The sequence below is a fragment of the Streptomyces sp. NPDC060027 genome (assembly GCF_042737005.1).
In the GTDB taxonomy this organism is placed as follows: Bacteria; Actinomycetota; Actinomycetes; order Streptomycetales; family Streptomycetaceae; genus Streptomyces.
Genome location: NZ_JBHWVI010000255.1, coordinates 1 through 11,414, shown reverse-complemented (window position 1 = coordinate 11,414; position 11,414 = coordinate 1). Strand labels below are relative to the sequence as shown.

General features: G+C 73.7%; 10 protein-coding genes and 1 pseudogene. 6 read left to right on the top strand and 5 right to left on the bottom strand.

Translation table 11 applies throughout. The annotated features are described in order from the left end of the window. Nucleotides 1-54: 54 nt before the first annotated feature. Both ACFWBT_RS37345 and ACFWBT_RS37340 read right to left on the bottom strand, forming a co-directional pair. Nucleotides 55-402: a hypothetical protein gene (locus ACFWBT_RS37345; protein WP_385707592.1), complete on the bottom strand. Its 348-nt coding sequence runs from the start codon at nucleotides 400-402 to the stop codon at nucleotides 55-57. A 283-nt stretch (nucleotides 403-685) separates the two neighbouring features. Beyond that, entirely contained in the window at nucleotides 686-1,459 is a 774-nt protein-coding gene (locus tag ACFWBT_RS37340) for a hypothetical protein (RefSeq protein WP_385707590.1), read from the bottom strand. 536 nt (nucleotides 1,460-1,995) lie between these two features. Between ACFWBT_RS37340 and ACFWBT_RS37335 the strand changes: the two genes are divergently transcribed. Both ACFWBT_RS37335 and ACFWBT_RS37330 read left to right on the top strand, forming a co-directional pair. Next, nucleotides 1,996-2,709: a transglycosylase family protein gene (locus ACFWBT_RS37335; RefSeq protein ID WP_385707588.1), complete on the top strand. Its 714-nt coding sequence runs from the start codon at nucleotides 1,996-1,998 to the stop codon at nucleotides 2,707-2,709. A gap of 155 nt (nucleotides 2,710-2,864) precedes the next feature. After that, entirely contained in the window at nucleotides 2,865-3,452 is a 588-nt protein-coding gene (locus ACFWBT_RS37330) for a transglycosylase family protein (RefSeq protein ID WP_385707594.1), read from the top strand. Here the strand turns inward: ACFWBT_RS37330 and ACFWBT_RS37325 are convergent. The 3 genes and pseudogenes from ACFWBT_RS37325 to ACFWBT_RS37315 all read right to left on the bottom strand — a co-directional run. Continuing rightward, the gene (locus ACFWBT_RS37325) at nucleotides 3,442-4,116 is read right to left on the bottom strand and encodes an ATP-binding cassette domain-containing protein (RefSeq protein ID WP_385707586.1); all 675 of its coding nucleotides are present in this window, start codon (nucleotides 4,114-4,116) and stop codon (nucleotides 3,442-3,444) included. The genes ACFWBT_RS37330 and ACFWBT_RS37325 overlap by 11 nt on opposite strands. Further along, nucleotides 4,113-7,040, bottom strand: a complete 2,928-nt coding sequence (locus ACFWBT_RS37320) for an ATP-binding cassette domain-containing protein (RefSeq protein WP_385707584.1) — start codon at nucleotides 7,038-7,040, stop codon at nucleotides 4,113-4,115. The genes ACFWBT_RS37325 and ACFWBT_RS37320 overlap by 4 nt, the downstream gene beginning before the upstream one ends. 104 nt (nucleotides 7,041-7,144) lie before the next feature. Next, nucleotides 7,145-7,618, bottom strand: a pseudogene (locus tag ACFWBT_RS37315) (hypothetical protein); the annotation flags it as partial. Between the two features lie 122 nt (nucleotides 7,619-7,740). On the opposite strand from ACFWBT_RS37315, the gene ACFWBT_RS37310 reads away from it, so the two are divergent. The 4 genes from ACFWBT_RS37310 (at nucleotide 7,741) to ACFWBT_RS37295 (ending at nucleotide 11,285) form a co-directional block, all read left to right on the top strand. Continuing rightward, the gene (locus tag ACFWBT_RS37310) at nucleotides 7,741-8,283 is read left to right on the top strand and encodes a hypothetical protein (protein WP_385707582.1); all 543 of its coding nucleotides are present in this window, start codon (nucleotides 7,741-7,743) and stop codon (nucleotides 8,281-8,283) included. Nucleotides 8,284-8,289: 6 nt separating this feature from the next. Continuing rightward, nucleotides 8,290-9,570 (top strand): ABC transporter substrate-binding protein, encoded by a 1,281-nt coding sequence (locus ACFWBT_RS37305; RefSeq protein WP_385707580.1) that lies wholly within the window; start codon nucleotides 8,290-8,292, stop codon nucleotides 9,568-9,570. A gap of 144 nt (nucleotides 9,571-9,714) precedes the next feature. Further along, nucleotides 9,715-10,716 carry a helix-turn-helix transcriptional regulator gene (locus ACFWBT_RS37300; RefSeq protein ID WP_385707578.1) on the top strand — a complete coding sequence of 334 codons (1,002 nt, stop codon included), beginning with the start codon at nucleotides 9,715-9,717 and terminating at the stop codon, nucleotides 10,714-10,716. Nucleotides 10,717-11,069: 353 nt separating this feature from the next. After that, nucleotides 11,070-11,285 carry an I78 family peptidase inhibitor gene (locus ACFWBT_RS37295; RefSeq protein WP_385707577.1) on the top strand — a complete coding sequence of 72 codons (216 nt, stop codon included), beginning with the start codon at nucleotides 11,070-11,072 and terminating at the stop codon, nucleotides 11,283-11,285. The last annotated feature ends 129 nt before the right edge of the window (nucleotides 11,286-11,414 follow it).

The window sequence follows — 11,414 nt, the reverse complement described above, 5'->3', positions numbered from 1 at the left end:
GGGGCGGCTCCCACCGGAGCCGCCCCATAGCGTCGCCACTCGAGGTCCCGCCGTTCAAAGACCCCTGCGCGGTGCGGGCGGCAGCGCGGCCGGGATGTGGAGCATCCCGGTGCCGTGCTGGCGCGCGCCCGGCTGCCAGACGGCGGTCGCCGTCGAGGTCTGCCCGTGCTGAGCGGCGATCTGCCGCGCGGTCTGCGCCCCCGCGCTGTACGAGCTGTAGGAGTTGTACGAGCTCGACGAGCTGTACGAGTTCGAACCGCGCCCGAGGCTCCCGAAGGCCTTGAAGCCCAGGTCCTCCTCGCCGTGCCGGTCGCCGGGCAGAGTCCTGAAGGATCTGACCCACTCGGCGTGGAGCGCGTCGTAGATCGGCGTGGGGGACGGGTCGTCCTGAGGGTTCTGCACCGGTCGCGACGCCGGCACCTCTCTGCTCGAACGGTGGGAGGAGCCCGAGGGAGGGACCGGCTGGAAGGGCCGGCGGCCGGGGACGTCGTAGGTGTGCACATACGTGCCAACGACCCCGCCGCTCAACAGATGCGGCCGATGCGGTCATTTCGTAGGTCATCCGGAGTGACCGGCGCGCGCGAGGGCGCGGGGAACCGCGCGGACAACCCTCCCCGGCCGGAGCCGGCCGGATGCCCTCAGTTCCCCGGCGAACCCCGCCGAGCGCGCGCGTACCGCCCCGCCCTCACGTACCGGCGAGCGGCATCGCCGCCGCGACCAGCTTGCCGTTGGCCGCCGCCTTGTCGAGCGCGTCGCGCAGCAGGTCCTCCCGGGGCTGCCGGCCGATGGAGCCGACCGGCGCCGCGAACAGCAGCACCTGCTGGTGCTTGTTGGCGGCGGCGCGCCAGCTCTCGGTGACCTGGAGCGCCTGGTGCGCCTGCCACCAGGCGACGGGCGAGCCGCCGCCGGTGCCCGGCTGCAGCACGGCGTGCAGCTGGCCCATGGCGAGCAGCACGGACCAGCCGTGCAGGACCGGCGGCACCGAGTTCAGCTCGGTCGCGGGCATGAAGCCCTGCTCGATCAGCAGGGGCAGGAAGTCGTCGCCGATGTCGGTCGAGCCGGGGCGCACGATCGGCCCGGTCGGTTCGACGACGAGCGCCGGGTGCAACTCGCCGTTGATGAGGATGAGTCCGCTCGTGACGCCGAGCACGGCCTGCTCGGGGGCGGAGTCCGCGGGCGGGCCGTCGGGGTGGATCGAGCGGACGGCGCCCTGGAGCTGCTCCTCGGTCACCTGCACGACCTGTGAGGGCAGACAGGTGGCGTGGGCGAAGGCGAGGACGGCGGTCTCGTCGCCGATGAACAGGACGGTGCTGGTGCGCTCCTGTTGCGAGTCGCCCGGGGTGCGGCACGACGTGCAGTCGTAACTGCCGGGGGCGTTCTCTCCGGCGAGCAGCCGGTCGGCTTCTTCGTCGCCGATCTCGGCGCGTACGTCGTCGCTGACGTCGAGCATGCGCGGCACGGTGGCTCCTCGGGATGCGGTGCGTGGCGGTGCCGGGTGGCTCCCGGCCCATGAATCGGGGGTTCCCGGCTCATGAAGATGTCAACGGGTGATCTGTGGCCGGAGTCACGCTCGAGAGCGAACGGAATCGAACCATCCGACGCCCAGGGTGAAGTCGCCCCCGGAATTGGTTACTCCGAGTCAACTTCTGCGAGGCGTAGGGAAGTTGATGGGGTGAACTGGGTCACAGATCCCGGAGGGAGCAGGTCGACAAATCCGGAAATCACCCAATGAAGTGGGTGGCCGAAAATCGATGATACCTGCGGTAACGGCGAACTGGCCTCGAATGACAAAGAGTTGGTTGATATCGGGGCGCCCGGCTCCATAGATTCCTGCGCCGTGTGCACAGAGCACCGCTCGGGTACGTCCGCCGGCCGCACCACACCGCACTACAGCACAGCCTTCGGCGGACGGGGGCGGAGCGCGACGGCCGCGTCCTACACGCGGGCCGCCGCGTCCCGTCCTGGGGGACCCCGGGTGTTTGGAGAGGGAACTACATGTCCGCATGTGCCGATAGCACTCACGAGAACAGTCACAAGGCTCGTACGGCGAACAAGACGCGTACGACGGCGGTCCTCGCCGGGGCGGCACTGCTCGCCCCGCTCGGACTGCTCGCCGCGACCGGCGACGCCGCCGCGGCCGACAGTGGAGTGTGGGACCGCATCGCCCAGTGCGAGAGCGGCGGCAACTGGCACATCAACACCGGCAACGGCTACTACGGGGGGCTTCAGTTCTCCGCCGGCACCTGGCGCGCCTACGGCGGCACGGCCTACGCGCCGACCGCCGACCAGGCCTCCAGGAGCGCGCAGATAGCCGTCGCGTCCAAGGTCCAGCACGCACAGGGATGGGGGGCCTGGCCCACCTGCTCGGCCCGCGCCGGAGCCTACGGAAACGCGCCCGCCTCGGGTGCGGGGTCGGCCGCGGGAGCGGCGACCACCAAGTCGGCGCCCAAGTCGGCGCCCAAGTCGGCGCCCAAGTCGGCGCCCAAGTCCGCCCCGGCGAAGCAGGCACCGGCGAAGACGCCGGCACGTCCGTCGGGCCACACCAACCGCGGCTCGTCCCGCGGCGACTACACCGTCCGCGCCGGCGACACCCTGAGTGCCATCGCCGCGCGGCACGGGACCACCTGGCGGAAGCTCTACGCCGCCAACGAGACCGTCATCGGCGGTGATCCCGACCTGATCGTGCCCGGGCAGCGGCTCGACGTCTGAGCCCCGCTCCCCCTCGTCCCGGGCACGGGGCCCCGCCCGGTCGTCCGACCGGGTGGGGCCCTGGGCGGTCGTCCGACCGGGTGGGGCCCTGGGCGCGCCGGGCGCGGCTGGGCGGGAGGGGGCGACGGGCTGCTTAGCGTGGCCCGATGCCTTTCATGCCGACCAGCCGGACCCTGCCGACCAAGTGGACCGTGCCCGGTTCGCCGGGCGGCCGCGTCCGGTACGCGGCCGTGGTCGCCGCCGTACTGGCCGCCTTCGTTCCCCAGGCCGCGGCCGCCGTGCCGCGATCCGCGCTTCCCGGCCCCCGGACGGCCGGGGTGTCCTACGACTGCGCGGACGACGAGTGGCCCTGGGGCTGTCTCGCCGAGTGCGAGAGCAACGGACGCTGGCACGCGAACACCGGGAACGGCTACTACGGGGGGCTTCAGTTCTGGCCGCCCACCTGGAAGCAGTTCGGGGGGCTCGCCTACGCACCCCGCGCCGATCTCGCCACCCGCGCGCAGCAGATCAAGGTCGCCAAGAAGGTGCTGGCCGTCCAGGGGTGGGGAGCCTGGCCCGCCTGTGCCAAGAAGTACGGACTGCAGATCCGCTTCCATGTGGTGAAGGCCGACGAGACACTCTCGTCGATCGCCCGCAAGTACCGGATCAAGGGCGGCTGGCAGGCGCTCTACAAGGCCAACACGAAGAAGATCGGTACCAGTCCGGACCGGCTCAAGCCGGGCACGCAGCTCGTCATCCCCTAGGCCGCGCCCCGCTCCGGGCCGCCGCCTCGGCCGCCTCTCCGCTGAACACGACGGCGCCACGGCGCAGTTCATGGACGTACGTCGTCCGGCCCGGCCGCGCGCGCAGCCCCGGCGGCATGCGCTGCTCGGCGACCACCACGCACGCGTCGAGCGCGCCGAGCAGCTCGTACGTCCGGGCCGCGACCGTCGGCGACATACCCTGCGCGGGTTCGTCGACGAGCACCACGCGCGCGCGGGCGAGCAGGGCGCGGGAGAGGGCGAGCATGCGCTGTTCGCCCCCGGAGAGGGTGCCGGCGCGGCGGGGGAGGAGCGGTGACAGGTGCGGATAGGCGTCCAGGGCGGCCGTGATGTCGCCCGCCGCGAGCTCCAGGTTCTCGCGGACGGTCAGCGAACCGAACACGGCCCGGCGTTCCGGGACGAGGCACAGTCCGCGCCGGGCCCGCTCGAACGCGGGCACGCGCGTCACGTCGGCGCCGTCCCAGACGACGGCTCCCGCGGACAGCGGCACGGTCCCGGCGAGGGCGCGCAGCACGGTCGTACGCCCGGAGCCGTTGCGGCCCAGCAGGACGGTGAGGCCGGGGCCGGGGGCGACCAGGGTCACGCCGTGCAGGGCCTCCAGGGGGCCGTAGCGCACGCGCGCGTGGCCCAGGGCGATGCCCCTCATCCGCCGGTCCTCGTGTCCAGGACGCGGTCGGCGGGCCCCGAGGTGACGATCCGTCCGGCCGCCATGACGTGGACGGTGTGGGCCAGGTCGGCGACCAGATCGAGATCGTGCTCGACGACCAGGAGGGCCATGCCGTCCGCGGCCAGCGCCCGCAGCACGCGGGCCAGCGCGGTCACCTCACCGGTGTCGAGGCCGGCCGCGGGTTCGTCGAGCAGCAGCACCCGGGGGCTTCCGGCGAGCGCCCGGGCCAGTTCGACGCGCCGGAGCGTCCCGGTCGGCAGCCCCGCTGCGGGCAGCGACCGCACCGGCCCGTCCAGCTCGAACAGGCGCAACGCCCGCTCCACCGCCCCCGGATCGGCGATCCGCCCCTGCTCGGCGCCGACGCGCACGTTCTCGGCCACGGTCAGCGACGGGAAGACCGCCAGCTGTTGAAAGGTCCTCGCGATCCCCAGCCGCGTCCGCGCGTGCGCCGCGAGTCGGGTGATGTCCCGCCCGCCGAGCAGCACCCGTCCGCCCGAGGGCCGCAGCGTGCCCGCGAGACAGTGGAAGAGGGTGCTCTTCCCGGCACCGTTGGGCCCCACGACCGCGGTGACCCGCCCCGGCGGGATGTCCAGTGAGACCCCGTCGAGAGCGGTGAACCCGCCGTAGGCGACGTGGAGCCGACGGGCGGTCAGCGGGGGCGACGGAGTCCGGGCGGGGCGGCGGGTGCCGTCCGCCGCCGGGCTCGTCATGCCGGATCGGCCAGGAGACTCGGCCGCCACGGGGGGAGCCGGGGGCTCGGCGGGCGCCGGGCGGCCGGGTGGCCCGGCCGGTACCGCGGGAGGAGGACCGGCGCCCGGCGCCGCGGACGCCGGTCCCGGTCGCGGCTGCCGTGCCGGGTGCGTACCGCGTGCCGGACGCCGCGGGTCCGGCGGGCTCCCCGGCCCGTGGGCAGGCCGGCCCGGACGGCGGGAAGCGGGGGAGGCGGGGTGTGGTCGGTCGGAGGTTCTCGGCTGCCTCCGGGACAGGTCTGCCGGAGCCGTGGCCCCTGCGGGCGCCCGTGGCACGGGGGCCGCGGGGCGCGCCTCCGCCGCCGGGCGCAGGTTCCGGCGGACCCGCGCGCCCAGCGGGGTCAGGGTCGCCCCGCGGTGGAGCCGGAGCCGGGACGTCGCCGCGCGCAGCGCCTCGTAGGGGCCTTCGGGGAAGCGGCCGACCAGGACGGCGAGGACACCGACCAGGGCCGCGGCCACCCCGCCGCGGGCCCCCGCGTCGAGCCCGACCAGCAGCGCCGCGGCGACGAGCGCCCCGAGGACACTGTCGGCACCGAGCACGACGACCGCCGCGAACCAGAGCAGACCGCGGACGGGGTCGTAGGCGGTGGCGTCGAAGGCGCGCAGGCCCATGCCGAGCATGCCGCCGCCCAGCGCGGCCAGCGCGGCCCCCGCGACGAACGCGGTCAGTTTCAGGGCCGGGACGCGGACGCCCGCCGCCGACGCGCCCGCCTCGTGGTCACGCATGGCGGCCAGGGCGCGGCCGGTCCGGCCCCGGCGCAGCGTGTGCGCCGCGAGCAGCGCGGCCACCAGCAGGACCAGTTCGAGGACGTAGTACGCGCGGTCGCCGTCGAACCCGGCGGGCCGGCCCAGCGACAGACCGGCCACCGCGTACGGCTGGGCGAAGACGAAGCGGCTGACGCCCACGCCCACCGCGAAGGTGGCCACCGCGAGCGCCAGACCGTGCCGTCTGATGGCCGGCCATCCGGTGAGCACACCGAGCGGCGCCACCAGGAGCACGGCCACCGCCAGCGCGGCCAGCTCCGGCAGCCGGGGCAGCCCCGGGAAGCGGCCCGCCGCCAGCAGGGCCGTGAAGAGGGCGCCCAGACCGGCGTACGCGGCCTGCCCCAGCGAGATCTGGCCGCCGCGGCCGGTGACCACGACCAGGGACAGCAGGACGACACCGAGCGCGGGAACCTGGACCGAGGTGTGCAGGTCCGAGCCCGCGAGACCGAGGGGCAGCAGAAAAAGGACCACGGCCACGGCCCAGGCCCCGGGCGGCGTCGACACGCGGGCGGGTGCCGTGCGCGGGAGCGCGTCGCGGGCGCCGATGCCGGGCAGGACGAGCGCGGCGACCAGCAGCGCGACCACGAAGAGGTTGGCACCGACCGCCTGGAGCAGCGGTTCCGCCCACCCCGAGGGGTGCAGCCGGGTGAGCTGGCTCTGCGCGACGCCGATGCCCAGGGCGACGACGACGGCCACCGGCAGACTGCGCATCCGGGCGGCCACCGCGACCGCCATCACCTCCAGGACGAGCAGCGGCATGCCGTACGGGTCCAGCCGCACGTACGGCGCGAGGAGCACGCCCGTCAGGCCCGCCGTGAACGAGCCGAAGGCCCAGCCCGCCGCGGCCACCCGGTCCGCGTCGATACCGCCGAGCACGGACAGCGAGCGGTCGTCGACGACGGCTCGCAGCTCCGTGCCGAAGCGGGTCCAGCGGGTCACCGCGCCCACCCCCAAGGCCAGCGACACCGCCACCGCCAGCTGCCCCCACGGATCCGCCGACACCAGCGTCGGCGCGTCCGCCCGCGCCCCCGTGCCCCACACCAGCGCCGCCCCGCCGACCAGCAGCACGAAGACACCGATGGACGCGACGAGGGTCTGCGCCGGGTCGCCGCCGAGGACGGACAGCGGCCGGAACACGAACCGCTCCAGGGCCATGCCGATGGCCGGGGCCACCAGCAGCAGCGTCACCGCGGCGCCGAGCGCGAGCGGCCAGCCCCACTCGACCGTGAACTGACGCAGCAGATAGGCGCACACCATCGCGATCGCGCCCTGGGCGAAGTTGAGCACGCCGGTGGCGCGGTAGGTGACGACCAGCCCGATCCCCGTGAGCGCGGCGGCGCTGCCGACCGAGAGACCGGCGAGGGTGAGGTCGTACGTCAGCGAGGCCATCAGTCGTCCGGATCGGTGGGCGCTCGCTCGGGGTCGGACGGCCGTTCGGTGAGGGGCGGCCCACCATGGGCGGCGGAGGGCCGCCCGTGCCCGTCGGCGTCGGGTTCGTCGGCGTCGTCCGGTTCGCAGATGGGGCACGGCCCGAGGTCCCCGCTCGCCAGGACGCGCGAGTCGGCCGGCACGGCCTCCGGTTTGCCGACGACCAGGGGGCAGTCCGCGCGGTGGTACAGGGTGCCCCCGGGCACCATGAGGAGGTCGCCGCTGACGGCGAGCGGAGCGGCCGCCGCCCGCGCGGATTCCTCGGCGTCGACGGGCCCGGCGGCCACCAGCAGCCCGTACAGCTCCTCGACACGGGCCGCCGCCCGCGCGTTCCTGCCGTGCGTCAGCAGCACCGCGCCTGCGATGATCAGCGCGGCTCCGGGCACGGTGCAGGAGGCGAGGTAGGGCAGCTGACGTTCCGCGAATCGCTCACCGGAGATGCCGTACCAGCCGATGACGCACAGCACCGCCCCGGCGGCGAGCGCGGTCCAGCCGGCCCACAGGACGGGGTGCACGGTCCGCAGTCGAGCTGTCCGCATCCGGACTCCCACACGTCGTGTATCTGTCCATGTCAGCCAATGGCTTGCACTATGCCCTCTGGAAGCTGACCCTGAAAGCACCGGGCGCGTATGGCCCGGACCGACACCCGGTGGTGAGCCAGATGGTTCTCGGGAGCGACCTCAGGCGGGGGAACGCGCGGGCGGTGGCGGCGACGGCGGTTCTCGTCCTCGCCGCGGCCCTCACGGCATGCAGCGACGACAGCGGCGGCGCGAGTACGGCTCCGCCCACACCCTCCGTCGATCAGTCCACCAGCGCACAGCCCAGCGCCACGGCACCGCCCGACCCGGCGGCGGCCGAGCAGGAGATCAAGCAGAACTGGGAGAAGTTCTTCGACCCGGCCGTCTCCGCGAAGGACAAGCAGGCCGTTCTGGAGAACGGCGATCAGCTGGCGCAGGTGCTGCAGGGCTTCAACGGCGACCAGCGCGGCCAGGAGGTGAAGGCGAAGGTCGAGAAGGTCGAGTTCACCTCGCCGACCGACGCGAACGTGACCTACACGCTGACCCTGAAGGGAGCCACGGCCCTGCCGAACGCCTCGGGGACGGCCGTCGAGCAGGACGGCACCTGGAAGGTCTCCGTCAAAACGCTCTGCGCGCTGGTCCAGCTGAGCGGCGACGCATCCTCGAGCGCTGCCCCGGGCTGCTGAGCGGCGGTGCGGCGCACAGCGGCCGGGGCCGCCGTCGCGTGCCTGGTGCTCCTGCTGGGCACGGCCTGCGGCAGCCGGCTCCCCGAGAGCGACTTCGAGAACCGCGCCACGCCCACGTCCCGGGGAACCGCCGATCCGATCCGCGTCGGCGTCATCAGCAGCGCCACCAGCCCCGTCGGCGGCTCCGCCTTCACCGGACCGCGTGACGGGGCGAAGGCGTACTTCGACCGGCTCAACGCACGGGGCGGCATCGACGGGCGGCGGGTCGAGGTGCGGCTGTGCGACGACGGCGGCAGCGGCGTCGGCAACAACGAGTGCGTGCACCGGCTGATCGACGAGGACAAGGTCGTCGCCCTCGTCGCCACCACCGCCCTCGACTACGCGGGCGCCTCCCGGGTGTCCCACGCGCGCGTGCCGGACATCGGCGGCCAGCCCATCGGACCGGCGTACGACACCTATCCGCACCTGTACGGGATCTACGGCAGCCTCGCGCCGCGCGACGGCACGCCCGGCTGGGACGGCGAGCTGTACGGCGGCACCGAGGTCTACCGCTACTTCAAGCGCGTCCACGGCGCCCGCACGGCCGCCGTCGTCTCCTACAACCAGTCCGCCTCCGCCGCCTACGCCCGGCTGGTCACCCAGGGGCTCAGGGCCGAGGGCTACCGGGTCGTCACCGAACAGGTCGACTTCGCGCTGCCCAACTTCCGTGCCGCCGCGGCCGACCTGAAGGAACAGGGCGCCGATCTCGTCTTCGACGCCATCGACACCCACGGCAACGCCCAGCTGTGCAAGGCCATGGACGACGTCGGCGCCCAGGTCACCGCCAAGGTCACCAACGTCCAGAACTGGACGTCCAGCGTGCCCGAGGACTACAAGGACGCACCGCGCTGCCGCAACGCGCTGTGGGCGACGGGGTCGAGCCGCGACTACGAGGACGTCGGCGATCCCGCCGTACGGGAGTTCCGTGACGCGACCGCGGGACTGAAGACGCATTCCCAGTGGCAGCTGGAGGGGTGGGCGGCGGCGCGGTGGTTCACGGACGCGGCGAGAGCGTGTGCGCGGGCGGGCGTCACGCGCGGGTGCGTCGACGCGTTCATGGACCGGGGCGAGCCCTACACCGCGGGCGGGCTGCTGATTCCGGTCACGTACGAGCGGGCGGCGAACCCGCCGAGGACGCGACGCGCCTGCCTCTCGGTGGCTCGCTGGCGCGACGGCCGGGGCTGGGTCTCCCAGGGGGACATGAACGCGACCTGCTTCGACGTGCCGCAGATCGCCTACCGGCCGTGAACCGCTGTCCCGCTCGCCGCAGGGCGGCGAAGGGCCCGGCGACGGCCCCTCGCCGCAGGGAGGCGCAGGGCCCCGGCGACGGCCCCCGGAAACGGGCTCCCTTGCGGACAGTCGCTGTCCGCAAGGGCTGGCAGACTCGGAAGCATGTTGGAGACATCCGCACGACTGCTGCGCCTGCTCTCACTGCTGCAGGCCCACCGCGAATGGTCGGGCGCGGACCTCGCCGGGCGGCTGGGCGTCACCCCGCGCACGGTCCGCCGTGACGTGGACCGGCTGCGCGAGCTGGGCTATCCCGTCAACGCGAGCCCGGGCACGGGAGGCGGCTACCAGCTCGGCGCGGGGGCCGAACTGCCGCCGCTGCTCCTGGACGACGACGAGGCGGTCGCGGTGGCCGTCGGACTGCGCACGGCGGCCGGGCAGGGCATCGACGGCATCGGGGAGTCCTCCGTACGCGCCCTCGCCAAGCTGGAGCAGGTCCTGCCGAGCCGGCTGCGGCGCCGGGTCGGCGCCCTGAACGCCTTCACCGTGCCGATGCTGCGCGGTCCGCAGCCCTCCGCCGTGGACCCCGCCGTCCTCACCGAGCTGGCCAACGCCTGTCGCGACGGCGAGCGGCTGCGTTTTGAGTACCGCGACCATGGCGGCTCCTCGACGCGCCGCACCGTCGAGCCGTACCGGCTGGTGTGCACCGAGCGCCGCTGGTACCTGGTCGCCTGGGACGTCGACCGCGACGACTGGCGTACGTTCCGGGCCGACCGCGTCACTCCGAAGCCGCCGCACGGACCGCGCTTCACGCCCCGTACGCCCCCGGCGGAGGATCTGGCCGCGTACGTCTCCCAGGGCGTCTCCACGCGCGCGTACGCCACGAACGCCGTCGTCAGGCTGCTGGTGCCGCTGGAGGAGGCCGCCGCGCGGATCTCGCCCTCGACCGGCACCCTTGAGGCCGCCGGGGAGGACAGCTGCATTCTGCGCACCGGTGCGGCGAGCCTCGACGTCATGGTCATTCACGTGATGCTGATGGGATTCGAGTTCGAGATCGTCGAACCCGCCGAGCTCGCCGACGCGATCGGAACGGCCCGGGACCGGCTGTCCCGGGCACTGGAGAGACAGGGTTCTCGGGCGGCGCCGAGCACGGCCGCGATGCCGTAGTGGCCACCCGGAGCCGACGGATGTCGTGCGGGGGTCCTGTGCCGGAACCGTGTATTTCTTATGCGGCGTCAGCTTCCGCGTGACGCGGCGGAATCAGGGCACGCGGGAATGGAAAGGCGCCACCGGCCGTACGGATCCGCGCATTCCACATGGCTATTCGGGACGCCCTCCCGACGGTTCCGAATTACGTTCGAAGGCGTGCGGAACACGGAGGGAACCCCTCATACGTGTGACGGAGTTCGGCGAAACACGTGTCGTGATCCTGTGACAGAAGTGTGACCGGCGGAGGATAGGTGACTCCTGGTCGCCGATCGGGCTTCCGCCACCGGGGCGCGCCGCCTAACGTGGCGGTCATGGCACCCATTCCCCCCTCCAGCACAGAGCCGCAGGACAGTCCGGAGAGCTATGTCGGACTGGAGGTGAGCAGCGCCGAGGAGCGTGCGCGGGAGCACGGCTGGTCCTCGGTGCGCTCGCTGCCGCCCGGCGCGATCATCACGATGGAATACCTCGTGGGGCGGCTGAACTTCGAGGTCACGGACGGCACGGTGACGCGCTGCTGGAAGGGCTGAGCGCCCGGCCGCGACACGCCGTGCGCCCGGTTGTGGCGCCGGTGCGCCGGAACGCGAGGAGACCCCGGGACAGGAACGGCGAGGAGACCCCGGGACAGGAACGTGCGAAGGCCCCGGCTCGATGAGCCC

Bases quoted from the DNA above. Each gene is read 5' to 3' on its own strand.
- ACFWBT_RS37295 (WP_385707577.1), top strand. From the start codon at position 11,070: ATGGCACCCATTCCCCCCTCCAGCACAGAGCCGCAGGACAGTCCGGAG.
- ACFWBT_RS37310 (WP_385707582.1), top strand. From the start codon at position 7,741: ATGGTTCTCGGGAGCGACCTCAGGCGGGGGAACGCGCGGGCGGTGGCG.
- ACFWBT_RS37320 (WP_385707584.1), bottom strand. From the start codon at position 7,040: ATGGCCTCGCTGACGTACGACCTCACCCTCGCCGGTCTCTCGGTCGGC.
- ACFWBT_RS37330 (WP_385707594.1), top strand. From the start codon at position 2,865: ATGCCGACCAGCCGGACCCTGCCGACCAAGTGGACCGTGCCCGGTTCG.
- ACFWBT_RS37300 (WP_385707578.1), top strand. From the start codon at position 9,715: ATGTTGGAGACATCCGCACGACTGCTGCGCCTGCTCTCACTGCTGCAG.
- ACFWBT_RS37325 (WP_385707586.1), bottom strand. From the start codon at position 4,116: ATGAGGGGCATCGCCCTGGGCCACGCGCGCGTGCGCTACGGCCCCCTG.
- ACFWBT_RS37335 (WP_385707588.1), top strand. From the start codon at position 1,996: ATGTCCGCATGTGCCGATAGCACTCACGAGAACAGTCACAAGGCTCGT.